Here is a 25,947-nt window from a genome sequence, read left to right as displayed (position 1 = left end):
TAAAAACTATTTCCTTACACGTTTAGGTTTCTTCGCCTCCTCTTTTGCCTTGGCATCATCAATGGCTTTCTGTGCCTGGTTATAGAGGGTATCGGCTGGCTCGTACTTTATTTCTTCGTACTCTGGTGTATCAAGGAAAATGTCTTGCCATTTGCGGAGACGGTCTTTGGTATTCCAGTTAAAGTCCGGGAAAAACCGTTTTTCCCTCGCAATTTTACTCATCGGATAGACATCGGTATTTGCTCCGACATTACAGGAAATAATCTGCACTTTGTTTTCCTCAAACTCCGCTTCTATTGTGCCACAGGTAGAAAGCGCAACTCCTATCCTTTCGGTTTCTTTGGTTTTTTCGTTAGTATCATCGGCATAGGTAATGGCCTGTGCATTACCGATGACTTTTGCGAGACTGATTTGGTTTTCTTTGTAATAAACGGTCATCAGCTTGCCTTTGATCTGGTTGAATTCATCCTTCAAGTTTAATGAATCTGCTTTGCTGATGGCGAACGCATTGCCTACCACTTTCAAAGAATCGATGTATTCGTTTTCGGTGTCGAAATAGGCTTCAATTTTATCGCCAGTGACCTGCTTTTCACCACTCCACGCAATCGGTTTTCCGAAGACATGCATAATTCCGTCGGTTTCGTTGAAACTTAAAGAATCTGCTCTAACCTGAATGTTTGACTTGTACATTCTGGCTTTCCGGTAGGCCCTGAGGAAGCTTTTTTTCTTCAAAGGATCGTTTGCGTCCAGCTTTTGGTAAGCCAGGATCCGCTGCGCAGAAAAATACATGGAATCTTTTTCCAGAATTTTCACGGCATAAGGCCTGTCGGTCATCATCGCCGAATCCTTTTTTTCGTAGATCTCGCCGTAACCGCCTTTCATATAACGGTTTTCGGCCGGATCGCGAAGTGTTACGTTTCCTTTGGCTGTTCCGAATCCTGTGATTTGGTTAAAATACATATCGTCGCCGGTAAGCACTTTGCCATTATAATGAATCCTGGAGTTTTTCTTCAGATAAACTTCCTTTGAATTCATGTTATAGGAACCTTTTTCAGTATAAATGAGGTTTGATGGATTGTTTTTGTTGGTAATCGTCGTGGGACCGAAAAAATCTGCTGTGTTGGTCACCTGATTTTGTTTGATGTTGGTTCCTTCAACGGTATAATCCGGATTGTTGATCTTTACATTTCCTGTAAAATCAATCATTTTGGTAGCCAGATCGTAGGTTGCAGACTTAGTGTACATCACATTGGTTGCATCCGAAATGGTTCCGCCGGTATTGAAATACGCTTTGTTCGAAATCCTGTCGTAGTACAAAGTCTCTGTTTTGATCGTTTGTCTTGGGTCTGTAAGGACAACATTCTTTCTGGCGATTCCTTTCTGGGAATTTCCGTCGTACTCCATTTCTCCTGCGGTAATTACAGATCCGTCAGCATTTTGAAGCTTTACGTTTCCGGTAGCTTTGATGAAATTCTGTTCCTCATAAAAAATCACTTCATCTGCAGTGAGCAGCGAGCCCTGATGCTCAAACTGCACATTGCCTGAAAAATAAGGATTACCGTTGTACCTGCCGGGATTTTTCTGAAAAAAATCTGAATGGATGAGGCGCACTTTATCTCCCGGAGTTGCATTTTGAGCGGTCCCAAAATATGGATCTTTCACCAAAGGTTCCTGAGGTCTGGTGACAATCTGTGCAGAAAACTGAACACAGATCAAAAGAAATAAAACGAAAAGGTTTTTCATTAATTTTTTTTGGTACCGTAAAAATAGAGCGAATGAGAATCAATATTTACACCAAATGCGTTTTCAATTGCTTCTTTAATCCCCTGAATTCTAGGGTCGCAGAACTCGATAATCTCTTCGATTTCTTTGTCTGAATCTTTTTTATAAATAACCAGGTGATCGTGCTGTTTATCGAAATAAGATTTTTCGTAAGAAGATGACGTGAGGGTTTTCTCGCCAAACTGGTGTTTGCGGATCAGGCCTGCATCCAAAAAAATTTCGATGGTATTGTAAATGGTTGCTTTTGATACATGGTATTTCTTCTGCATCATCAGAAGATAAAGGTCATCTACATTGAAATGATGCTCCATGGAGTAAATTTCCTCTAAAATGGTGTAGCGTTCCGGGGTATTACGGAAACCTTTTTCAAGAAGATACTGTCTTAGCACTTCTTTTATGGTTGTTATATTAAGATCTTTCTGTTTCGGGTCCATCAAAAAAAATTATGTACAAATTTAGCGATTTCATTCTAAATGAAAGCGGAGGGTTTTCCGGAAATAAATCCTGTAGGAATATTAAATCTTTAAGAATTATAGTGTCTAAATTCCACCTGCTGCAGTTTCTTTGTCACCACTTTCTGGTCAAGAAGCGGCGCAGATTCTACCACCACATTATGCGCGGAAACACCCCACGCCTTGAAATCGTCGCTGCCGATGTATTTTACAAAATTGTAAATATTGAGCGTCATTTTTTCTTTTACCGTAAGTAATGTATCATTGATATAGGTATTATCGATGATGATATACTTAAGATCCGGCGGAATATTATATGCCCGCAGAGAAGGATGGCTGCTTCTTGAAGGAATACTTCCTTCTTCCATCATGTCTGCTAAAACCTGATCAAAGTAATCGTTAATCCGTCTGTCAATTTTAAAGCCGAGGAGGAAATTGATTCGGTAAATGGTTCCGGGCATAATTTCGTCGATGGTATATTTAAAAGTAAACGGATCCTCTTGGTTTACAATATTCAGAATAAAATAATGATCGGCTCTTTTCGGCTGTTTCCGGAGGATCGAATAAATAATCTTAGACTCAATTTCATCATCTTTTTTTGCACGACTCAAAAACGCAAGATTGGTGGCGTATTTGGGGATGGTTTCATCCAGTTTCAGGTCTTTAATTATCGGTACATATTGATCCAGTTTCACAAATTTGATAAATTTGGCTTTGATGAGTCTTCCATTGTACCATGCATACATGCATACAGCGATAAAACCGCCCAAAACGATGGTAAGCCAACCGCCATCAAAGAATTTAATTACGTTGGCATAGAAAAATCCTAATTCTATAAAAAGATACAGTACCAGAAAACCGAAAGCAAAAAACTTATTCACCCTGCTTCTGCTGAGCCAGTAAAAAAGCAGTGTTGTGGTCATGAGCATGGTGACGGTGATGGTTAAACCGTAGGCTGCTTCCATCAGTTCTGAATGCTGAAAATAAATCACAACGATAAAACAGAGCACCATTAAACCCCAGTTGATTCGTGGAATATACATCTGTCCTTTGATTCCTGAAGGATAATCGATTTGCTGATTAGGCCAGAAAGAGATCGACATGGCTTCTGAAAACATGGTGAAAGATCCTGTGATCACCGATTGACTCGCAATAATTGCTGCAGCTGTTGCCAGAATAACCCCCGGCAGAATTGCCCACACCGGCATTATTCCGAACATTGGGTTGATGCCCTGTGCGACCAAATGATGATTATCGAGAAGCCAGGCGCCCTGTCCGAGATAATTTAAAATCAGCATTATTTTAACGAAGACCCAACTGACCCGGATATTCTGTTTTCCGCAATGTCCCAGATCCGAATACAGTGCTTCTGCGCCTGTTGTACAAAGAAAAACTGCACCCATGATCACAATCGCGCTGGGCGAATGGGTGATTAAATTATAAGCATAGTAAGGACTGAAAGATTTTAAAATTTCAACATGATCAAAGATATGCAGCGAGCCGAAAACACCGAGCGTTAGAAACCAAACCACCATCACCGGCCCGAAAAATTTACCTATGGAGGAGGTTCCGAACTGCTGAATAAAAAATACAATGGCCAAAATAATCAGCGTGATCGCTACTACGGGAGTTTCGGGATTGAAAATCTGCAATCCTTCAACAGCGGACATTACCGTGAGCGATGGGGTGATAACACTGTCTGCAACCAGCGTTGCGCCCCCTACAATCGCTACAAGATAGAGCCATTTTTTCTTGAGTCTTTTTACAAGAGAATAAAGGGAAAGGATTCCACCTTCGCCTTTGTTGTCCGCGCGCAGGGCGATGATTACGTACTTCAATGTAGTCTGCAGGGTGAGTGTCCAGATGATACATGAAAGCGCGCCTTCAATATATTCATCAAACGGCAGGTTACCACCCTCTTTTCTTGCGTTCACAATCGCCTTCATTACGTATAGAGGGGAAGTTCCTATATCTCCGAAAACAATTCCGAGGGAAACCAGCACCCCCATTGCGGTAAGTTTTTTCGTATCGAAATGATGCCCACCGATTACTACGTCTGACATTTTAATAAATATTTAATGCGCAAATTTAGATTAAAAACCTATTCGGAAATTATTTTTTAACGAATATCTGAAGTACAGCACAAAAAAAACTCCCTTTCGGGAGTATAAATTTATGCTTTGATGTACATTGCATTTTTAATTTCTTCTTTCACTTTCTCAAGTTTCGGGAACCATTCAGCAAACAGGGCTGCAGAATAAGGTGCCGGTGCATCCGGAGTAGTAATTCTTTTGATTGGAGCATCCAGATAATCAAACGCTTTCTGCTGAATCATGTAAGTGATTTCTGAAGATACAGAACCAAATGGCCAGGCTTCTTCTAAGATAACCAATCGGTTTGTCTTTTTTACTGAAGCGATAATGGTATCGAAATCCAGCGGACGAACCGTTCTAAGGTCGATTACTTCAACAGAAATCCCTTCTTTTTCCAAATCTTCAGCGGCCTGCATGGCAAGTTTCATAATTTTACCGAAAGAAACCAAAGTCACATCTTTTCCTTCTTTCTTGATATCGGCTTTACCGATTGGGAGGTAATATTCTTCTTCAGGAATTTCCATTTTGTCGCCATACATCTGCTCAGATTCCATGAAAATCACAGGATCATTATCCTGAATTGCACTTTTCAGCAATCCTTTTGCATCGTAAGGATTAGAAGGAACAATTACTTTAAGTCCCGGTATATTGGCAAACCAGCTTTCAAGCGCCTGCGAGTGTGTTGCACCCAACTGACCTGCGGATGCTGTAGGACCGCGGAAAACGATTGGGCAATTCCACTGTCCGCCGCTCATCTGGCGAATCTTTGCTGCGTTGTTGATGATCTGGTCGATTCCTACGAGGGAAAAATTGAAAGTCATGTATTCCACAATCGGTCTGTTGCCATTCATTGCAGAACCTACTGCAATCCCTGTAAAACCAAGCTCTGCAATGGGTGTATCAATTACCCGTTTCGGACCGAATTCATCGAGCATGCCTTTCGATGCTTTATAAGCACCGTTGTATTCTGCAACTTCTTCACCCATTAAATAGATTGATTCGTCCTTACGCATTTCTTCGCTCATTGCCTGTGCAATCACTTCACGAAAAGTATATTCCTTCATATTCATTGAAAAATTAGATTACAAAAGTAAAGATTTTTTCCCAAACCTTCAGATGATAAACGACATAAAAAAAGCAATCCTTACGAATTGCTTTTTTAAATTATTTTGAAATTGTTATTTCAGTTTATGCCAGGTTTGGTTTCTTCCTATTAAAGAAAAACCGATGTAACCTCTTACGTTCAGTTTATCGCCGCTTCTTGTAATGGTACACTTGTAAGTTTTGCCAGTTTTAGGATCTGTAATGGTTCCGCCGGTAAATTCGTTTCCTTCTTTTTTAAGACCGCGCACCACTTCCATTCCTAAAATAGGTTTGTTTTTTCTGTCATCTTTACAGTCTACACAATTTGCGTTAGCAGGTTTTATTAAGAGCTGGGTTACTTTCCCGTAATATTTACCGTCGGATTTTTTGAAGATTTCTACGATTGATTTCTCCTGTCCTGTTTCATCATCAATGGTTTTCCATTTGCCTTCGATTTGGGCATAAGAGAGTGTTGCGAAAAACAGTGCAACAAAAGCGAACATTATTTTTTTCATTTTATAAAATATTTAAATTTTTAGTTTGATAAATGTAATTAAAAAAAGTTAAACACCAAATCTTTAATTATTCGGAACATACTATTATAAGTAAAAACAGAAATTATTAAAACTAAACAAATGTTTAATATTAATTGAGTTTACGGTTGATCACCCTGTTCATATAATCCTGATACCAGGCTTTGGCTTTCAGTTCGCCCAACTTAATTTCAGGTGTATTTATTTTTCCCAGAAGATTGTTTTCGTAACCCAAATCATTAAGCTTATAAATTCCGGTAAAGTTTTTACCATCGAAAAGGTAGATGAAATCTCCAATAATGAACTGCTCCACTCCACTCGAGTTAACAATCAAGTGATCTTCTTTTTTATCGGAAACCAAGCTTCTGCCCCAACTTCTTATTTTCTTATTATAGCCCATTAAATCGGCTAAAGTTGGGTAAATATCCATCTGCTGGGTGGGCGTTGAGATTTCGCCTTTCAGATTATATTTCGGGTTCGGTGAGTAAAAAAGAATCGGAACAGCAAAACGGTTCATCGCTTTTTCATATTCAGGATATGCAATCTGGTTGGTATGATCGGCCACCATCACAAAAATCGTATTCTGATACCAGGGCATTTTTTTGGCAGTTTCGAAAAACTGTTTCAGCGCATAATCGGTGTAACCTACAGGTTCATGAATTTCAAGCGGGCCTTTTTTGAATTTTCCGGCGTATTTTTCCGGAACCTTGAAAGGGTGATGAGATGATACCGAAAACATCGTCGCCATAAAAGGTGATTTCTTTGTATTTAGTGTCTTCGCGAAATACTGGAAAAACGGTTCGTCCCATATTCCCCATATCCCATCGAAATCTGCATCATTATTATACTCAGTTTTGCCGTAATAGTGTTTGAAACCTAAAATATTCCCAAATCCCATAAAGCCCATCGACCCATTCGGTGCGCCGTGAAAAAAAGAAGTATCGTAACCCATATCATTCGCTACCGAAACGACAGACTGTATCTTTTGGTTAGAATAAGGCGAACTGGTAAATGCATCTTTCAAAGTTGGAATTCCCGCTAAAATCGAGCTCATTCCATGGATAGACTGCCTTCCGTTGGCGAAAGCATTGGTCGCAATTAAACTCTGCGTAGCAAGACTGTCGAAAAACGGCGTATAAGAAACAAAATCTTTAATCTTCGTATTTTTATTAAACGCGCCGGAATATTCTTTACTGAAACTTTCGAGAATAAAAATCACAACATTGGGTTTCGGCTCAACACCTTCTCTTTTGTATAATTTGTAGGGCTGTATGTTTTGTGCGATAAATTTTTCATCCACAAAATGCACTTCACGGAAGTTGTTGGTGTTCATGGTTCTGAAAAAGGAGAACACACTGTTCAGCACCACATTGGCCTGAAGCGGATTTTTCACGTGGCGGTTCGCATCCACAAGATTAATCGGCCGCGTTGAATGTTTGAAATCTCCTCGGATTCCACCCACCACAAGGGCTGCCACCACACCTAAACTTACGACTGAGGAAACAAAATAAACCCCTTTTTTTTCAGGCTTACTTTCTGAAATTTTTACTTTTTTATAGAGAAAAATCCAGAGTATCATTAAAATGATAAACCATAAAATCACAAACGGATGCTCAACCACAGAAACCAAAAACACCTTGGCAATATTCTTTTCATTCTGAGCCACGTGCATGGCGGCCATTGTAAGTCTTGCCTGAGAGAATTTATAGTACACAAAATCACCGAAATTCATTCCATACGCAATTCCGTTGGTCACGAAATACAGGTAAAACTGAAATTTCTGGTAATATTTTTTGGTATTGATGACCAAAGGCAGCAAACTCAGCAGAATAAAAAGCGAATTCACATAAAGAATTGCTGTGGTATCAAACGCGGTTCCGTGATAAGCGATTGTGAAATAATCTGAAGCCGAATCGATGCGGATTAAATTTTTATTAAAGAACCAAAACAATAACCTTGCAACCTGATAAAAAACAAAAGCCAGAAAAATCCTGTAAAAAAGCACGCCGATTTCCTGCAATCTAAATTCCTTCATTCTAATTTTAAAAAACAATGCTGCAAATTTACATTAAATTCATATTTCGTTAGGATTAAGTTTATTTGGCTCGCCGGGCGGCAAAATTTTAATAAAAACCTTACTTTTGCTCTTATGAATTTTATCAAAAACAATTTGGCAAATGCATTTACGCTGGCGAATTTATTTTCGGGCAGTATTGGCGTCATCCATTTGCTGGCGGGCAATTACCAGATTACTGCCTTCTGCATCATTCTTTCTCTGGTTCTGGATTTCTTCGATGGATTTATTGCCCGCGCCCTGAAATCGAACTCCAATCTCGGCGCACAACTCGATTCGCTTGCCGATATGGTGAGTTTTGGCCTGCTTCCCGGACTTATCATCTATAAAGCTTTAGAGCCTTTCGGAAACCAGTTTTTGGGAACCAATTTACCGTTTGAAATAAAATATCTTGCCCTTTTCATCACTTTATTTTCATGTTTAAGGCTGGCAATTTTTAATCTTGATGACGAACAGACGTATTATTTTAAAGGTTTAAACACACCATCAAATACAATTCTGATTTTCGGATTATACTTTGCTTTTTTAGAGTCCGGAAATTTTTCATTTCTGTTCGAAAATTCACTCCTTCTGATTCTTTTCACGGTGGTTTCTTCATGGCTTCTTGTTTCGCCCATTAAAATGATCGCGATGAAGTTCAAATCCATGAAACTGGAAGATAATTACCCAAAAATTGCTCTGTTAATCGGCTCGGTTCTGATTCTTATTATTTTTAAAACAGTCGGAATTCCTTTGGTCATCCTCTATTATATGTTGATTTCGCTGGTTTTTCAGAAACAACTGCGTTAAACTCAGAAGAACGAAATCTTCTGCCCACCTTATCTTATTTAAAATAATATCATGAATTTAAAACTTTATAAACCGCTTTGTGTCTTCGATCTGGAAACGACGGGAACCAACGTTGCAAAAGACCGCATTGTTGAAATCAGTATCCTGAAAGTAAATCCTGACGCTTCCCGCGAAAGCAGAACCTGGCTTGTAAATCCGGAAATGTATATCCCGAAAGAATCTACAGCGGTACACGGAATCAGCGACGAAGACGTGAAAAACTCACCCAAATTCAGTGAAATTGCGCCAAAAGTAATGGAAATGATTTCCGGAACCGATTTAGGCGGCTTCAACTCGAACCGGTTTGATGTTCCGCTTCTGGCAGAAGAACTTTTAAGAGCGGGTATCGATTTCGATTTGAATAAATTCAAACTTGTTGATGCACAGACCATTTTCCACAAAATGGAACCCCGAAATTTAACTGCAGCATACAAATTCTACTGTAAAAAAGACCTCGAAAACGCGCATTCTGCGGAAGCTGATGTGTTGGCGACATTTGAAGTTCTCGACGCGCAAGTGGGTTATTACGAAGATTTACCGAACGAAATCGCGGCATTAAGTGAATTTTCCTCGCATCATAAATTTGCAGATTTGGCCGGATTTATTGCTTTCGATGAAGATGGAAAAGAAGTTTTCAGTTTCGGGAAATATAAAGGACAAAGGGTGAAAGATGTATTCCAAAAAGATCTGGGCTATTACGGCTGGATTCAGAATGCGGATTTTCCTCTGTATACAAAAAAAGTCCTAACGGGAATTCAGCTTCGTTCTAAATTCTAAACATGATTAGAGACTTTAAATTCATCAATAAAAATTAAAGCGAATGAAAATCATCTGCATCGGCCGCAATTATGCCGAACACGCCAAAGAACTCGGAAATGAAATCCCTGAAAATCCTGTAATCTTCATGAAACCCGACACGGCAATCCTAAAGAAAGGTTCGGATTTTTATATTCCCGAATTTTCTGATGATGTGCATTATGAACTGGAAGTCGTGCTGAAAATCTCGAAAGGCGGAAAATACATCCAGGAACACAAAGCTTCGAATTATTTCGAAGAAATAGGGTTGGGAATTGATTTCACGGCGCGGGATTTACAAAGCCAGCTGAAAGCAAAAGGACTTCCCTGGGAACTTGCCAAAGGTTTCGACGGAAGCGCTGTAGTTTCAGAATTTTATAAAAAGAGCAGTTTCGATATGAAGAACCTGAATTTTTCTTTACTTAAAAACAAAGATAAGGTTCAGGACGGCAACACTTCATTGATGATTTTCTCTCCGGAAAAAATTATCGCTTTCGTATCACAATACTTCACTCTAAAAACCGGAGATCTTATTTTTACCGGTACGCCGCAGGGAGTTGGAAAAGTGGCAGAAAACGACATTCTGCAGGCTTTTCTTGAAGAACAGAAAGTATTAGATCTTAGAATTCAGTAAATTACTTGACCGTTTGCAGAAACTTTTGTAACTTTAAGGAACAAAAATTAAGATCATGATTAACATCGTATTACCTGTAGATTTTTCAGACGCAACCGACAGACTTATTGATGGTGCCGTAAAATTCGCTAAAGAAACAAAAGGAAAAATCTGTCTTATTCATGTAGCGCCGGCGGATATTGGTTTCGCTATAGGCGACATGGGCTTCCAGTATTTCCCTGAGGTGGAGCAAAATGAAATTAAAGATGAGTTGTTGCGGCTGAATGTAATTGAACAGCGCATTATCGCACAGGATGTGGATTGCGAACATCTTTTGAAACAAGGTGTGGCCGGAGATATTATTCTGGAATATGCCAAATCAAAAAACGCTGATTACATTGTAATGGGTTCGCACGGAAGAAGCGGAATTTATGATGTATTTGTGGGCAGTTTAACCAAGGAACTTACAAGACGCTCGACGATTCCAGTGCTTGTAATTCCGATCCATTAATAATTGAAAGTAACGAAATTATAAATCCCGAAATTATAAAATTTCGGGATTTTATTATGAAGATAAGTATCAATTATTTTAGTCTTTTTTGTGGATCTTCGGATCGTAATAAGGATGATGCCCTTCAGTTGGTGAAAAATATTCTTTGTCTTTGTCGCCACCTAAAGTTACCAGCAGTACATAACACCAATAGGTAAATAAAGCTGATGCTACCAGAAACAGAATCCAGTTAAGAACATTACCTGCTGCATCAAACAAACCGAAAGACCACTTGAATACATCGCTTAAGAAGAGAAAGAAAGACGTCATTATTTTCCTTTTTTAAATTAACTTTGCACAAAATTAATAAAAATGTTTCGATTACTTTCAAAAGAAAGCAATATTTTTTCAATACCATTTTACATCGGCGTACTACTTTTAATTGTAATCGGCTTCAACTTTCTCGACCTCAATACTTTAGATTTTTTTTCCGCGGTAATTACTTTTGCAGGCGTAGCCATGGGCTATTTCTGTTTTAACACGATTGCCCTGAATTACCAGACGCATTTGCCCTTATTTTTATATACCGCATTTATTTTTGCACTGTATCCCGGTGATCTCGATATAGGAATCGCGGTTTCTCTTTTTACCAATTCTATCATTCTGATTCTGCTGACTAATGTGGACATGAGCGTCCGCAAAAATTCTTATCCCCTCGTAGGGGCAATATTGGCGCTGAATTTCATTTTTCTGCCGACCACCTGGCCGATGTCGATCTTTCTGATTTTGCATATTATAGGAACTTCAGACCGTATTGGTTTGCATATTTTCAGGCTTTTTTATGGCATTTTTCTGGTGGGAATCTCTTATCTTGGGATTGCCTATTTTCTGGGAATGAATTCCTGGAATCCGGCTTATTTTCCGTTCGGAGATTTCAAACCTTCCGAAAATATCGAAGGTTTGCTGTGGCTGCTTCCTGTAGTTTTGATGTTGCTTCATGCGGTGATGGATCATTTCAGGAACTTTAACAAGAAAAGCCCGACAAGCAAATTCAAATATACATTTCTGCTGATTTTTTCGCTGTCGCAGTTGATTACAATTATGCTGTATATGGGGAAACATTACGAGTACCTGCTCTTGCTTGCTTTTCCGGCATCCATTATTTTAAGCAGAATGCTGAAATTTTTACCCAAATACTGGATGCAGGAAACCGGATTGTGGCTGATTATTTTCAGTCTCATCCTTTTCAAACTCCAGGGTTATTATAACTTTAATATTTAATTACAATGATTCAAATTGACGATAAATTAATTTCTGAGGATATTTTTTCTGAAGAATTTGTATGTAATCTCAGCAAATGCAAAGGCGCATGCTGTGTTGCAGGAGATGTAGGCGCTCCTCTGGAGAAATACGAAACCGAGATTCTCGACAGGATTTTTCCGCAGGTAAAACCTTATTTAAGGCCTGAAGGGATAAAAGCTTTGGAAGAACAGGGAACCTGGACCATCGATCCGAACGATGGCGATTTTGTAACTCCCATGGTAAACGGCGAAGAATGTGCATATGTAATTTTCGACGAAAAAGGAATTACCAAATGCGGAATCGAAAAAGCTTATGAAGACGGTGCTGTAGATTGGCATAAACCCATTTCATGTCACCTCTACCCGATACGTGTGACCGAATATTCTACTTTTACGGCCATGAACTATCATGAATGGGAAATCTGTAACCCTGCCTGCGAACTGGGAAAAGAACTGAAAGTTCCGGTGTATAAATTCCTGAAAACACCACTGATCAGAAAATACGGCGAAGAATTTTACGACACGCTTTGCGATGCGGCCGAAGAGTGGAACCGCGAGTTCAATTCATAGAAAAATTATATCTTTAAATAAAAAATGTCGGAGCATTTTGAACTTTTAGATGTTTATAAAGCCATTATTTCGATCGTTGCCGGGCTGATTCTGGGTTTCGAACGGGAAATGAAAGACAAATCCGCGGGGTTGAAAACCATCACCGTCATTTGTCTGGGTTCTACTCTTTTCTCGATTATTTCCTATAAACTTGCCGGCGATGGCGACCCCACGAGAATCGCCTCTTATATTGTGAGCGGAATTGGCTTTCTGGGTGCCGGAGTCATTTTTAAAGAAGGCTTCACGATTTACGGACTCACTACCGCCGGTGTAATTTGGATTGCAGCTGCCATTGGAATGTCGATTGGCTTTGGTGAGGTTTATATTGCATTTACTTTTCTTATTTCCGCCATTATTATCATTAATTCTGCAGAATATATCACCAGGTATTTTTTGCCGCAGCATCACAGCAAACTCCTGAGACTGCAGCTTTCTGCTGAAAACTTCTCACATAAGGAAGGAATTCTCAGGGAAATTAAAAACATCACCAAAGATGTTTCAGAAATTTCGCTCGAGAAAAAAAACAACAGCATTCTTATTACACTCGATATTCACATCAAAAATAAAGATATCCAGAAGCTGGAAACTTATCTTCTCAGCAACAGTGATCTGGAATATTTCAGCTACTGATTTTGAATAAGAATTCCACAAAAAAAATCCGTTCTGCATTTACAGAACGGATTTTCTATTTATTGAAGTGAAATTACTTTTTCAGTTCTTCTAAAAACTCATCGTGAGAGATTTTAGTGGCTTTTTTAGTTGCTTTCTCCAGGATTACATCTTTCAGTTTAGCCATTCCAACTTCTGCGGAAATCTGACGAACCTGCTCTTGATCTTTCAGCATTTCAACAGCATATTTCTGAATTTCTTCATCAGATAAATGGTGGATTCCGTAGATTGCCAACTGGTTTTTCACCAACTGCTCCGCTTGAGAAAGGATATCAGCATACTCCAGTTTAATCTCGTTATCGTTCATCAGTTTACCTTCAAGAATCTGGTATTTTAACTGATTTCTTTCCGCTTCTAGAACTTCTTTTGCATGCTCTTCAGACTTGATATTTTCGTTGCTGAACATTAAGAATTTGATAAGGAAATTTTCAGGAAGTTTTACTTCTTCTTTTTCGTTGATCTGCTCCAGAACTTTGTTCACGAAATGTACATCTGCATTTTGCTGGAAATACTCATCCAACTCGCTCTTTACTTTTGCTTTAAGCTCCTCTTCAGATTTAATGTTTCCTTCACCATATACTTTATCGAATAAATCCTGATCAAGTTTTGCCAAATTCAAACCATAGAAATCTTTAACTTTCACCTCTAACTGATAGTGGTGAAGGTGCTCAACTTCTGCTTTACTGAAACCTAATTCTGTAGCCAAAGTTTCGTTGTTCAGTAAATCTTCTTTAGAAACTTTTACGGTTTCATCCATTTTCAAAGCTTTAACAAGGTTGAAAGCTTCTTTTTTCTCTGCATTAATTACAACAGATTTTGGAGCGTGGTTATGCTCTCCTTCTGCATTTTCTTCAACAACCTGGTTAATTTCCAGCGCTACGTGAGAATCATCAGCAATTGCATCCTGTGGAACCTGAGTTGCGAAACGCTTCTGCATGTTTTCGATGCTTTGCCCGATTTCTTTATCAGAAGCTTCTACCTGATAGTGTGGCGCTTCATATTTACTTAAGTCGATGGTGAAATCTGGCTCGTAACCAACTTCAAAAGCAACAGAAAGCTGCTCTGCATTAAGGTTAAGGTCATCTACAGGCTGTGGTACAGGCTGGCCAACCAATCTAAGTTTGTTCTCGTTTACATAGTTATTCAGTGCATCAGAAACCTGCTTGTTGATTTCTTCAAAAGCGATACCAGCTTCATACTGCTTTCTTACCATGCTCAATGGCACTTTTCCTTTTCTGAATCCAGGAACCTGTGCGTTTTTAGCATAATTGATCAGTTGTTTTTCAACTTTATCTTTGTAGTCTGATTTATCTATCGTAACTGTAAGTAACGCGCTTACTTCATCGTGGTTTGTCGCTGTAACGTTCATTGTTATGTTTTGAAAATTTAGGTTGCAAAAATAGTAATAATTTTTTAGATTTTAACATTCATATAATACTAAAGAACGTTAAAAATCAATTACTCATGCCAAAAACAGCAACCGCGTCTGTTTCACCGCCTTCCGCTGTTCCGAATGCAGAGCCGGATTGCTCTTCGCTTACCGAAAGTGCATCGTGAATTAACTGGAGTTCGAGTTTGGGATTTGGCGCGTTTAGCGTCTTTATCACATTCCATTTTGTAAGGAGTCCGAGTTTATTTCCGTCGGTTCTTGTGGAGGATTCGTCGTCTTCCCGTGTTAACTCAATCTGCGAACCCTGAAAATCGAATATCAGGAAATGTTCGTCTTTAGCAGATTTTATGCTTTCGGTTTCATCTTCGTTACCGTTTTTAAAAATGGCTTCAACAGTATAGGTTTTTCCGTCTTCCAACTTTATGACAGGATTTGTTGCAGCATTTACCGTATAATTATAGGTTTTTACGATTCCTGTAACATCATCCTTAACGTTTAGAATGATATTCGAAATATCTTCCTGCGAAAGTACATCTTCATCTTCATCGGCTCTGCTGCAGGCGATGGAAACCAAAGAAAAGAAAACGATGAGTAAATATTTTATATTTTTTAATGTTTGCATGCTGTAATTTTTAGAAGTTGTATTTTACATTGAAAATGATGTTTCTGCCCATTTCATAAGAGAAAAAACGCATCCTGTTCAGGTAATCCCTGTAGTTTTTATCGAAAAGATTCGTCACATTCAAACCGGCAGAAAAATGCTTATTTAATCTGAAGCCAGTCTGTATGCTCCACAAAGCATAAGCTGGCGGCGGTGTAGATAAATCGAGGGTTTTCTCTACTTCTTCCCCATTTTCATATACGTTTATGGTAGGATTAAAAAGCGGATATTCCTTTTGCTGCAGGAAGGTTTGGTGTTCGATTTTGAAATTGAAGTTTTTCCATTCCGGTTTTGAAAACTCAATACTGTTTGCAAAGTTCGGCGGCAGCATGAGGATTAATGGCTGATTATTTGTTTGATCTTTACCGTTTACGTACGCAAATCTTCCTCTATAGGTGAAATCATTATTGATTTTCAGCTGCGCATCGAAATCAACTCCGAACATTCTCGCATCAATCTGTTCATAACTCCAAACCGGAAAAACGCCGCGGATGGTGTTCTGAATTCCCGTCGGAATTTGGTTGATAAAGTTTTTGGTAAGAAACAAATAAGGATTCACTGAAAGCTGCAGACCTCCCAAAACATTAAATTTAGAATCGATGTTAAGATTGAACTGGTTGCCTTCTTCATTTTTCAGGCGCATGTTCCCAAGTTCGAGAACCGCGGCAGAATGATGGAGTCCGTCCGCAAAAAGTTCAGCAATATTGGGTGTTCTTGCCACTTTCGCGTAGTTGAATTTGAGACTGAAATTTTCTGAGGGATTTAAATCTATACCCGCGTTAAAAGACAGATTTCTGTACGTTAAAACCGGCTTTGTAAAAACCCTGTTTCCATCGTTTTCTACATAAAATTCTGCAAAATCTCCAGCGTAAAGGTTATTCCAGTCATTTTCATCGTACCATTTTTTTACCTTATACTTTGTGTGGTCATAACGCAAACCGCCTTCAACATTCAGTTTTGGATTAATTCTGTATTTGAGGACAGAATACATTCCACCCGAATATTTCGAATAATTTGGAACCAGTCTTCTGGCCATTGTTTGTGGCGTGGAGTAATTGTACTGGTAACTCACATCGATTCCAGTTTCCAGATTCCAGTTTTTTCTTTCAATTAAGTTGGTAATATTCAGATTATTGGTGAAAAGTTCCAGATCGAGCGACGGAATTTCTGAAAGTTCGCCTCTTCTTAAATCATACTCTTTGCGGTGATTGTACTGAAAACTGTAATCAACAGAAAATTTCCCCAAATCTTTAAATCTTTTGTAAGCCGAAATTTTAGCCAAATGATGCTGGATCTGCTGTTTCGGATTGTCGATCGAGTAAGAAAAATCCCTCGTGTAAATGGGAAGGTCAGAATTTAATACCTTATAAAAATCCTCAAGATTACCAATATGGGAACCTCGGAAAATACCGATTTCCTGACCCGTCATGCTGTAATCCGCCGATATTCCCTGAAGGAAACTGTTGTTTTGCACCGTAAAACCAAAAGAATTAAAATTCATCCCCGTGTTCATCAACAGATAATTGGGAGTTTCCAGGTCGCCAAGTTTTTTGTAGCCTCCGTTAGCTTTCACGGCCCAACCATTTTCCCAGGTTTTTACCACATTCAGGTCAACACCGATTCGGCGTCCGTTGGAAATCCCGGAGACATTCGCAGACCCTTTCAGCGTATCAATTTTTTTGAAGATTTCAGGAACCAGCAAAACAACACCGCCGATTGCATCACTGCCATATTTCAGCGCAGATGCACCTTTTATGACATCGATATGTTCGAAATGGGTAATGTCCACATTCGGTGCATGCTCGACGCCCCATTCCTGTTCGGCCATCTTCACCCCGTTATTGATGATTGAAATCCGGCTTCCGTAAAGTCCATGAATAATAGGTTTTGCGATATTATTTCCGGTTTTCAGAGCGCTGACTCCAGAAATTCCCGATAAAACATTCCCCAGATTTTCGGTGGAATTTCTTTCGATTTCTTTTTTATCTAATGTCCTGATAATTAAAGGAGTCGACTTTTTATGCGCGGCGTGAATGGCCACCGTTTCGATATCTGATATATGATGTTCAAGATTAAGGGTGATTTCCAGATTATCATTTACAGTGATCTGATCAGTATAGGCCTCACAATCGGGATGGGTTGCGGTAATGGCATACTTCCCTTTTTTCACGGAACTGAAACTGAAAAACCCGTTATGGTCCGAAGTTTCGGTATAATTTCCTATTTTGATAACGGCGTTTTTGAGCGGAACTTTATCATGAAAATCGATAATTTTGCCCTGAATTTTAAATGTTTGCTGTGCGCTGATGAAGGTTAATCCAAAAAAGATCAACAGGATATTGAAAGTAAATTTCATTTAAATGTAAATTTCAAATTAATCAAATACGAAAACTTTAAAGATTTAGTCAAAAACCTTTAACAATACATTTCACTGGAAATGTGTAATTTAAATGAAATTTGATGGAGGACCGCGAAGTTGGAAGTAACGGTTTTCAAGTTTAGAAAACCGCTGTGCATAGGCGAAAATTTCTTTCTGAAAATCATCGGGCTGCACAAATTTGAACTGAAAATCCTCCGGAACCAGAGAATGACCGTCGTGAAGCAGATGACAGGACAAGCAGTCGGTAAATTCCTGTGACAAATGACCTTGCGAATAAGTTTTTTCTGTTTTCTTAAAATTAAATTCCTTGAAAACTTCACCACTGCTGTGATTGTGAATATTCTGTGAGAACAAAGCCACGAAAAGATAAACCGCTGTAAAAATTACGGCTGCCAATCGCTGATATGTTTTATTTCTCAACATTCCGCAAAATTAATCAATATTTGCAGATTAAAAAATTAAACCTGAGGTTCACCGCCCATTTGGGTGATGATATTAATTTTAAATGATATTCCAAAGCTGTTAAATGTTAGGCCAATATTTGAGAGAGATTTTGTAAATTTGTGCTGAAAATTTTAATATATGGAAGAAAGTGCAGTAAAAAAGATAGCGGTTTTCACCTCAGGTGGTGATGCCCCGGGGATGAACGCCGCATTGAGAGCGGTAGTACGAACTGCAAGTCATTTTAAAATAGAATGTTATGGTGTAAGAGAAGGCTACAATGGTCTTATTAATGATGATTTTACTAAAATGGGACCACGGTCGGTGAAAAACATCATCGGAGCCGGAGGCACCATTCTGAGATCTGCAAGATCGTTGGAATTCAAAACCAAAGAAGGGCGGAAAAAAGCTTACGATAACTTGGTAAAACGCGGAATCGACGGTTTAGTATGCATCGGCGGTGACGGTACTTTTACCGGCGCAAAAATTTTCAACGAAGAATTCGGAGTCAAGGTTATCGGTATTCCGGGAACCATCGACAACGATATTTTCGGAACGGACAATACCATTGGCTACGATACCGCTCTGAATACCGCGATGGAAGCCATCGACAAAATCCGGGATACAGCAACCTCCCACAACCGGGTATTTTTTGTAGAAGTAATGGGACGCGACGCGGGATTTATTGCTTTGAACAGCGGGATTGCTACCGGAGCAGTTGATATTCTGATTCCTGAACGAAAAGACAGCATCGATGATCTTTTCGAAACATTTGAAAAAGCAGAAAAAGCCGGAAAAACTTCAAGTATTGTAGTCGTTGCCGAAGGTGAAAAACTGGGCAGCATCTACGATCTGGCAAAAGCTACAAAAGCAGGATTCCCGGATTATGATATCCGTGTAGCAATTCTGGGGCATATCCAGAGAGGTGGCTCACCAAGCTGTGCCGACCGGGTTTTAGCAAGCCGCCTGGGATATGGCGCGGTAATAGGTTTAATGGCAGGAAAAACCAACAAGATGGCAGGAATGCAGTCCAATAACCTGGTGTATACCCCTTTTGAAGAAGCCATTAAAAAACATAACGAGATTGATCAAAATTTACTGAAGCTTTCAGAAATACTGGCGATTTAGAGGGAAAACCTTTCTTTAAAATAATAAACGTTAAATAAATTTATAAACAAAATATTATGTCAACAATCAAAGTAGGAATCAACGGATTCGGCAGAATTGGGCGTCTTGTGTTCCGAGCAATGACCGAAAGAGAAAACATCGAAGTTGTAGGAATCAACGACCTTATCAATGCAGAATACATGGCTTATATGCTGAAGTATGATTCTGTACACGGCGAGTTTAAAGGGACTGTTTCTGTAGAAGGAAACGACCTTATCGTAAACGGTAAAAAAATTAGAGTTACCGCCGAGAAAGACCCTAACAACCTGAAATGGAACGAAGTAGGTGCAGAATATATCGTAGAATCTACAGGATTGTTCCTTTCTAAAGAATCTGCGCAGGCTCACATCAATGCAGGTGCAAAAAAAGTAATCCTTTCTGCTCCTTCAAAAGATGATACGCCGATGTTTGTGATGGGAGTAAATCACAAAGAATTAACAGACGATATCAAAATTTTCTCTAACGCTTCATGTACCACCAACTGTCTGGCTCCATTAGCAAAAGTAATTCACGATAATTTCGGAATTGTAGAAGGCTTAATGACAACCGTTCACGCAACTACAGCTACTCAGAAAACCGTTGACGGACCATCAATGAAAGACTGGAGAGGAGGCCGTTCTGCTTTGAACAACATTATTCCTTCTTCTACAGGTGCTGCAAAAGCAGTAGGAAAAGTAATTCCTTCACTAAATGGTAAACTTACAGGAATGTCTTTCAGAGTTCCTACCGCCGACGTTTCTGTTGTGGATTTAACAGTAAGATTAGAAAAACCAACTTCTTACGAAGAAATCTGTGCAGCAATGAAAGCCGCTTCTGAAGGCGAACTGAAAGGAATTTTAGGTTACACTGAAGACGCAGTGGTTTCTCAGGATTTCGTAGGAGAAAAAAGAACTTCTGTATTCGATAAAGACGCCGGAATTATGCTTTCACCAACTTTCGTGAAATTAGTTTCATGGTACGATAATGAAATGGGATATTCTAACAAATTGGTAGATATGCTGGTTCATTCCGCTTCTTTGTAAGAACTGAACAAACAATCCAAAACAATAAAAACCTCTCAGCTTTGAGAGGTTTTTTATGTTTTTCGGTTAATATCCGTGAAGATTAATGTCTTCCGTTCTTATAAGTTCTACCCGTTTGCCCATCTTTTTCTGGATCACCCGGAAATGCTGCAGTTCGTCGTCCGTCAGCAGAGTAATTGCAGTTCCGGACTCCAACGCACGGCCGGTTCTGCCGATACGGTGCACATAATCCAACGGTGAACGTGGTAGCTCGTAATTGATGACATATTCTAAAGACTCAATATGAATTCCACGCCCAATAAGATCTGTAGCGACAAGGATTTGAGTTTCGCCTTCTTTAAAATCTCTTAAATTTCCGGATCTCGAACCCTGGGATTTTTTACCGTGAACAGCGGTTGCAGGAATTTTATTTTTCTTGAGTTTTTCTGCCAGATTGTCGGCACTTCTTGTGGACGAAGTAAAAACTAAAGCCTGCCTGATATTTTTTTCTTTTAGTAAATATCTTAAAAACGGACCTTTTCTTTCTTCAGCAACATGATAAACAAGTTGCGTAATCTTATCGAGATCAACTTCTTCGGCTTTAATTTCTACGAGGACCGGATTGATGGTCAGACGTTTTTTGATTTCTTCGACTTTATCGTTGAGCGTTGCGGAAAATAAAACCGTCTGTTTTTTGGAAGGCATCATGGCGAAGAGCTTATTCATTTCCTCTTCAAATCCTAACTGGAACATTTTATCGGCTTCATCAATAACGAGGTGACTGATTTTAGAAATACTCAATGCTTTATGCTCAATTAAATCAAGCAATCTTCCCGGTGTTGCCACCAAAACCTCTACGCCGAACATTCCTTTCATTTGCGGATTGATTGAAACCCCGCCGAAAACTGCCATGGTACGGATTTCCCGCCTCAGATTTTCGGTAAAAGCCCTGAAAACCTCATCAATCTGAATCACCAGTTCCCGTGTCGGCGCTAAAACCAAAATCTGAATATTTCTGTCTTTTTTCACTTCTTCGTCCTGAAGTTTTTCCAGAATTGGCATTACAAAACAGGCCGTTTTACCCGATCCTGTTTGGGCAATTCCCATCAGGTCTTTCCCCGATAAGATCACCGGAACGGTTTGCTCCTGGATTGGAAAAGGTTTCAGAAAACCAAGTTTTCTTACCGATTTTATAATATTGTGTGACAAGCCTAAAGATTCAAAAGACATATAATTTTAGTTTAATTTGCAAAGATAACCTATTCAAAACAGCATTTCTGCTTTTAGCATTTTACTTTACTAGAGTATCAATAATTTGTAACTTTAATGGCTTGAAGATTGCAATCCTGTAATTTAATTTTTTGAACCGAAATTGTAAAAACACGAATTAATGAAGGCTGAACCCCGATTTCACAACGCTCCGCATTTCAAAAATTTTTGGGAAAAAGGCAATGGAAAAGAACTTTTGGATTGGGCAGATGTTACACCCGATCTCGGTAATTTTGAAAAATATGCGTCACTTTATCATGAGGTGGATGATTTGAGTGATGATCTGGTGAAAGAAACCTACCTGAAACTTCCTTATCCGGAAGCCAGTGCCCTGATTAAGAAATATTCAACCTCAAAGATCTCCGAAAACGCTGATGAGCCGGAAAGTTTAAAAAGATTTTTTCTCCAGATGCAGGAGGTCCCAAACTGGTTTGATGAAGATTTAGCCAACAACGGTGCAAGACTCTGCATGAGAAGCGGAACCAACGCACTGATTATTCTTCGCGATTTTGTCCTCATGGGCGGCTATGATTATGCTTATCTCAACAAACCCTTAATTTTTACGGGAGCACTTAAAAAAGGCGCCGTAAAACGTCTGAAAGATACGCTCGAATTCTGGGTTCATGTAACCCGGGAAGATGCTCTGAAAGTCAATTCTGAAGCCTACCAGCTCATTATAAGAACAAGACTCATGCATTCTTACGCAAGACTGAAAATTAAAGAAAAAGGAAAAGACTGGGATTACGAAATTTGGGGCGAACCGATCAACTTCTGGGACATGATTGCGACTTATACGGGCTTCAGCCTCGTCTTGATGCAGGGACTTAAGAAACTCGGCGTTAAGATTTCGGAAAAAGAAGAAGGAGGTGTTTTTCATCTCTGGAAATATATTGGTTATCTTCTCGGGATTCCCACGGAATACCTTCCGGAAAACAGGCAGCAGGCCGTGGAACAGCTCTATTTATGGAGCACCCTTCAGGATCAAGGCGACGAAGATTCTGTACAGCTTGCTCAGGCACTTCTGGCAGAAAACCTGGAAAGCACCATTTACAAATATCCTTTTCAGCGCAAACTTCTGCTGAATCTTCACCAGAGCATGAACTGGTTTCTGCTCGACAGGGAAATTAACGAAAGGCTGCAGATTCCAAAGGTGGCGGTGACTGCGGTTTTTCCTAAATTCATCATTAAAGCCAATCAGATTGCACAGCAGATTTATAATCTTGACGATCCCAGGAAAAACAGAAAACTGGTTGAAATTGGCCATAAAGACCAGATGAAAGTCCTGGAAGACTATATCAAACACACTCCAAAAGATTTTCAGTATTAAAAAAAACGGTCCGCAAATCTGCGAACCGTTTCTCTCTTTTATCTTAAGATGATTATTTCACCATCATTTTGGTAACAGCAACTCCTTTGTCGGATTTCAGCTGAATTAAATACATTCCTGATTTCAATCCGCTGATGGAAATAGCTTCATCACCGTTATCTTTCGTTACTTTCAGTGTTTTTACCAAAGCGCCGGTTAAGTCATAAATGGCCACTGTTCCGTTTTTCGCGTTGGTATATCTCAGGTTTGCTGTTCCGTTCGTTACCGGATTCTGAGTCAAGGTTAAAGAAACTTCATTTTTAACAGATCCGGCTTCATCCGTTGCCAAAGCAGAGGCATTTCCGAAAATCCTGAAACCTCCCGGCTCAATCGTAATCGGTGCCGTGGTACTTGAAACAGAAACTGAAGTATTGTCCATTAAATTCACCCAACTTCCGGTATAAGGAAAATCCGGAACGACGTTTTGCGGCGTTAAAGTAAAGTTGGCAAGGATCACTACATTTTTCAGCGCACTGGCTGCAGCGTTATTCCAGATATAAATCCGCGGCATAAGATTACCGGATTCTACCGTGAAAGTTTTTGTATTGAAAACTTCGTTGGCAAGTCTGAGTTCCAAAATTTTCGCCCAGGTATCGTAAACCGATTTTCTTGCAGCATCTGTATCATAACCCAAACCAAAAGCGGTGGGTTTCGGGCTTAGTTTACAGTCGCCGGGAATCGCATCGGATTCAGTGTTTACGGTAACGCCGTCTTCACAGGTATAGATGCTTTTATCAAAACCTAATTCAGCGAACTGCCAGATCATTTTCGGTCCCGGAACAGTTAAGAACACGGCACCATAAGCTTTCTGTCTTTCCAGCGCATTGTTAAGGTCTCTGGTGCTGTAACCCGCGGTAGAAGCGCCGAAATTGATGTTTTTGTACATGATTCTTTCTTCATCATGACTTTCGCCATAACTCATCGCTCTTCTCTCGGAGAAACCGTGGGCTTCAAAATCTACCCTGCTGAAATTGCTGCTTGCGGCAAATCCCATGGTATTCTGGTTATAAGCGTTCGTATGTTTATCCCACATCATCACTCCTTTTCCCTCTGCTATGCGGTAATTTGCCCATTGCGCTTCTTCAGAATCCGTTCCTAAATGTTCAAAAATAATATAGGAAGTAGGATCATAGCTCCACTGTTTGTCAGCATATCCTCTTAAAATATTCACCCTGTCCTGTTGGTAAGCGTTGGTACACGCATCATCACCTGCAGTACAGTTTTGCGTAAATCCTTTCGTTAAATCCCAACGGAATCCGTCAACTTTGTATTCTTTAATCCAATGTTCAATAACACGGTCTACATAATATTTGGTTTCAGCTTTTGAGTGGTTAAAGTCATTAAATACGCTGTAAGAATGTTTTGCTACCTGGTTGAAATAAGGATTATCCGCAGCAGGATCACCAAAACCGTCGCCATCAGGATCTACCATCCACATTCTTTCGATAGGGCTACGTCCGGTCGCATGATTCAATGCAATATCAAGAATAACTGCTATACCGTTCTGGTGGCATAGATCGATAAATTCTTTGAATTTTTCCGGAGTTCCGTACGCTTTGTCAAGGGCATAATGGAAACCGGTATTATAACCCCAGGAATTGTTCCCGTCGAATTCCATCACCGGCATCAGTTCCACTGCGTTAATTTTCAGGGATTTTAAATATGCAATTTTATCAATCAGAGACTGCCATGTTTTCTGAGTAGTGAAATCCCTTACCAGAAGTTCATATACAATTAAATTCTCTTTTGCAGGTTTATTGAAATTGTTTACGACCCACGGATAAGCCGGTTTTGCAGTCTGAATTACAGAAACTTCAAAACTTTGTCCGGCAGGATAAGCTGGTAAATCAGGATAAACCATCGCGTTCTGATTGATATACGGATCATCGTAAGGCGACAGCACCAAAGGTGAATAAGGATCCGCAACCTTAATTCCGTCGGCAGTTCTGTACTGGAACGTATAAATCTGCTGCGGTGTAAGACCGGTAATTTCAATCCAGTAAAGATTAGAATTGGTCGTATCTCTTTTCATGAGATAATTCGCACTCACCGTCCAGTTATTGAAACTTCCGATGACGTGGACATAAGCTTTGCCGGGAGCATAAAGCGCAAGACCAACTTTGGTGGGGTCTGCAGGATCATAACTGATTCCCTGTTTCATATACGCGGGAATTGGTGCCGTTTGCACCGGAAGCGCCAGCGAAACTGTAAAAGTTTTTGCAACAGAACTCGCGTCAACTGGATTGGTAGCGGTAACTTCCATTGTTGCATCCTGGGTAACAGTGTACGGAAAATTCAGTGTGGTAGATGGCGCAGCGCTGGTATAAACCACAGCACCATTAGCTTTTACCTGGTAATTCGCAGCCAGAGAAGAAGTTCCGGTGATATTAATCACGGTACCGGAATTTACAACATTGGTACTTCCCGGTTGCGGATTGGTAAGGTTAAACTGAAACTTTCCTACATTCAGCACGATATCCTGGGACTGAACCGACCCATCTACCGTTTTTACCAGAAAACCGATTTTTGAAAGTGGATTGGTACGGTTTCCATAAAAAGATTTCACGGTATTCATCGTGAAAGTATAAGTTCCTGTTGTTCCCGAACTCGAAACATACGTGAGTTTATTGGCAGGATTAGAGGCCGACCAGGTTCCGTTCGTCGGCGCATCAGCATTTACATTGTTCGAATCGTAAGACCACGCCCATAAGTAAAGCGCATGCGAAGTTCCTACGCCGAAATTGGCTTCATTTACCGTAAAAGTTACGGTAATCGCATCGGTTTCATCAAAAGTTGCCGGATTTACCGAATACGAAACAACTTGCTGTGCGACAGCAAAATACGGTAAAAGTAGGGCTAAAATGAGGGTGTAAAAATATTTCATTGTTGATAAAATTTTAGGATGTAAAAGTAGTGAAAGTTATGACAAAACAAGCATTTAAACATTAAT

At 39.7% G+C, this 25,947-nt stretch carries 23 protein-coding genes; 10 read left to right on the top strand and 13 right to left on the bottom strand.

What is annotated here, in order from left to right; translation table 11 throughout:
* Positions 1-6: 6 nt before the first annotated feature.
* The 6 genes from CDW55_RS11875 to CDW55_RS11850 form a co-directional block, all read right to left on the bottom strand.
* Positions 7-1,743: an OstA-like protein gene (locus CDW55_RS11875; RefSeq protein ID WP_088469988.1), complete on the bottom strand. Its 1,737-nt coding sequence runs from the start codon at positions 1,741-1,743 to the stop codon at positions 7-9.
* On the bottom strand, positions 1,743-2,216 hold the full coding sequence (locus tag CDW55_RS11870) for a Fur family transcriptional regulator (RefSeq protein WP_088469987.1): 474 nt from the start codon (positions 2,214-2,216) through the stop codon (positions 1,743-1,745). The genes CDW55_RS11875 and CDW55_RS11870 overlap by 1 nt, the downstream gene beginning before the upstream one ends.
* Before the next feature lie 89 nt (positions 2,217-2,305).
* A complete protein-coding gene (locus CDW55_RS11865) occupies positions 2,306-4,297 on the bottom strand; it encodes a KUP/HAK/KT family potassium transporter (protein WP_088469986.1) in 1,992 nt (663 codons plus the stop codon).
* Between the two features lie 110 nt (positions 4,298-4,407).
* Positions 4,408-5,391 (bottom strand): pyruvate dehydrogenase complex E1 component subunit beta, encoded by a 984-nt coding sequence (locus tag CDW55_RS11860; protein WP_088470027.1) that lies wholly within the window; start codon positions 5,389-5,391, stop codon positions 4,408-4,410.
* A gap of 114 nt (positions 5,392-5,505) precedes the next feature.
* Complete coding sequence (locus CDW55_RS11855) at positions 5,506-5,925, bottom strand: DUF2147 domain-containing protein (RefSeq protein ID WP_088469985.1); 420 nt, start codon at positions 5,923-5,925, stop codon at positions 5,506-5,508.
* Positions 5,926-6,055: 130 nt separating this feature from the next.
* On the bottom strand, positions 6,056-7,978 hold the full coding sequence (locus tag CDW55_RS11850; protein WP_088469984.1) for an LTA synthase family protein: 1,923 nt from the start codon (positions 7,976-7,978) through the stop codon (positions 6,056-6,058).
* A 114-nt stretch (positions 7,979-8,092) separates the two neighbouring features.
* Between CDW55_RS11850 and CDW55_RS11845 the strand changes: the two genes are divergently transcribed.
* Genes CDW55_RS11845 through CDW55_RS11830 form a run of 4 tightly spaced genes read left to right on the top strand, consistent with a single transcriptional unit; the run spans position 8,093 to position 10,764 of the window.
* Positions 8,093-8,806: a CDP-alcohol phosphatidyltransferase family protein gene (locus CDW55_RS11845; RefSeq protein WP_088469983.1), complete on the top strand. Its 714-nt coding sequence runs from the start codon at positions 8,093-8,095 to the stop codon at positions 8,804-8,806.
* A gap of 51 nt (positions 8,807-8,857) precedes the next feature.
* Positions 8,858-9,622 carry a 3'-5' exonuclease gene (locus CDW55_RS11840; RefSeq protein ID WP_088469982.1) on the top strand — a complete coding sequence of 255 codons (765 nt, stop codon included), beginning with the start codon at positions 8,858-8,860 and terminating at the stop codon, positions 9,620-9,622.
* A 43-nt stretch (positions 9,623-9,665) separates the two neighbouring features.
* Positions 9,666-10,274 (top strand): fumarylacetoacetate hydrolase family protein, encoded by a 609-nt coding sequence (locus CDW55_RS11835; protein WP_088469981.1) that lies wholly within the window; start codon positions 9,666-9,668, stop codon positions 10,272-10,274.
* A 55-nt stretch (positions 10,275-10,329) separates the two neighbouring features.
* Entirely contained in the window at positions 10,330-10,764 is a 435-nt protein-coding gene (locus CDW55_RS11830; protein ID WP_088469980.1) for a universal stress protein, read from the top strand.
* A 78-nt stretch (positions 10,765-10,842) separates the two neighbouring features.
* On the opposite strand, the gene CDW55_RS11825 is transcribed toward CDW55_RS11830, so the two are convergent.
* The gene (locus CDW55_RS11825; RefSeq protein ID WP_088469979.1) at positions 10,843-11,073 is read right to left on the bottom strand and encodes a hypothetical protein; all 231 of its coding nucleotides are present in this window, start codon (positions 11,071-11,073) and stop codon (positions 10,843-10,845) included.
* Positions 11,074-11,115: 42 nt separating this feature from the next.
* On the opposite strand from CDW55_RS11825, the gene CDW55_RS11820 reads away from it, so the two are divergent.
* The 3 genes from CDW55_RS11820 to CDW55_RS11810 are packed head-to-tail and all read left to right on the top strand — an operon-like array spanning position 11,116 to position 13,283.
* On the top strand, positions 11,116-12,024 hold the full coding sequence (locus CDW55_RS11820; protein ID WP_088469978.1) for a DUF6427 family protein: 909 nt from the start codon (positions 11,116-11,118) through the stop codon (positions 12,022-12,024).
* 5 nt (positions 12,025-12,029) lie between these two features.
* Entirely contained in the window at positions 12,030-12,614 is a 585-nt protein-coding gene (locus CDW55_RS11815; RefSeq protein WP_088469977.1) for a DUF3109 family protein, read from the top strand.
* Between the two features lie 24 nt (positions 12,615-12,638).
* On the top strand, positions 12,639-13,283 hold the full coding sequence (locus CDW55_RS11810; RefSeq protein WP_088469976.1) for an MgtC/SapB family protein: 645 nt from the start codon (positions 12,639-12,641) through the stop codon (positions 13,281-13,283).
* Between the two features lie 73 nt (positions 13,284-13,356).
* On the opposite strand, the gene CDW55_RS11805 is transcribed toward CDW55_RS11810, so the two are convergent.
* From CDW55_RS11805 to CDW55_RS11790, 4 genes are all read right to left on the bottom strand, one after another.
* Positions 13,357-14,691 (bottom strand): trigger factor, encoded by a 1,335-nt coding sequence (locus CDW55_RS11805; protein ID WP_088469975.1) that lies wholly within the window; start codon positions 14,689-14,691, stop codon positions 13,357-13,359.
* An 85-nt stretch (positions 14,692-14,776) separates the two neighbouring features.
* Positions 14,777-15,334: a hypothetical protein gene (locus tag CDW55_RS11800; protein WP_088469974.1), complete on the bottom strand. Its 558-nt coding sequence runs from the start codon at positions 15,332-15,334 to the stop codon at positions 14,777-14,779.
* Between the two features lie 10 nt (positions 15,335-15,344).
* On the bottom strand, positions 15,345-17,729 hold the full coding sequence (locus CDW55_RS11795; RefSeq protein ID WP_088469973.1) for a TonB-dependent receptor: 2,385 nt from the start codon (positions 17,727-17,729) through the stop codon (positions 15,345-15,347).
* A 90-nt stretch (positions 17,730-17,819) separates the two neighbouring features.
* Positions 17,820-18,176, bottom strand: a complete 357-nt coding sequence (locus CDW55_RS11790; protein WP_088469972.1) for a hypothetical protein — start codon at positions 18,174-18,176, stop codon at positions 17,820-17,822.
* A gap of 159 nt (positions 18,177-18,335) precedes the next feature.
* Here CDW55_RS11790 and pfkA point away from each other — a divergent pair, with 159 nt between their 5' ends.
* Positions 18,336-19,322, top strand: a complete 987-nt coding sequence (gene pfkA / locus CDW55_RS11785; protein WP_088469971.1) for a 6-phosphofructokinase — start codon at positions 18,336-18,338, stop codon at positions 19,320-19,322.
* A gap of 56 nt (positions 19,323-19,378) precedes the next feature.
* Positions 19,379-20,383 carry a type I glyceraldehyde-3-phosphate dehydrogenase gene (gap, locus tag CDW55_RS11780; protein WP_088469970.1) on the top strand — a complete coding sequence of 335 codons (1,005 nt, stop codon included), beginning with the start codon at positions 19,379-19,381 and terminating at the stop codon, positions 20,381-20,383.
* Between the two features lie 66 nt (positions 20,384-20,449).
* On the opposite strand, the gene CDW55_RS11775 is transcribed toward gap, so the two are convergent.
* On the bottom strand, positions 20,450-21,592 hold the full coding sequence (locus CDW55_RS11775) for a DEAD/DEAH box helicase (protein ID WP_088469969.1): 1,143 nt from the start codon (positions 21,590-21,592) through the stop codon (positions 20,450-20,452).
* Positions 21,593-21,752: 160 nt separating this feature from the next.
* Here CDW55_RS11775 and CDW55_RS11770 point away from each other — a divergent pair, with 160 nt between their 5' ends.
* Positions 21,753-22,958 (top strand): oxygenase MpaB family protein, encoded by a 1,206-nt coding sequence (locus CDW55_RS11770; protein WP_088469968.1) that lies wholly within the window; start codon positions 21,753-21,755, stop codon positions 22,956-22,958.
* A 52-nt stretch (positions 22,959-23,010) separates the two neighbouring features.
* On the opposite strand, the gene CDW55_RS11765 is transcribed toward CDW55_RS11770, so the two are convergent.
* Positions 23,011-25,881 carry an alpha-amylase family glycosyl hydrolase gene (locus tag CDW55_RS11765; protein ID WP_088469967.1) on the bottom strand — a complete coding sequence of 957 codons (2,871 nt, stop codon included), beginning with the start codon at positions 25,879-25,881 and terminating at the stop codon, positions 23,011-23,013.
* Between the last annotated feature and the right edge of the window lie 66 nt (positions 25,882-25,947).

The organism is Chryseobacterium sp. VAUSW3 (assembly GCF_002205795.1).
GTDB lineage: Bacteria > Bacteroidota > Bacteroidia > Flavobacteriales > Weeksellaceae > Kaistella > Kaistella yananensis.
The sequence above is the reverse complement of the archived record's forward strand: the minus strand, read 5'-3'. Positions and strand labels throughout refer to the sequence as shown.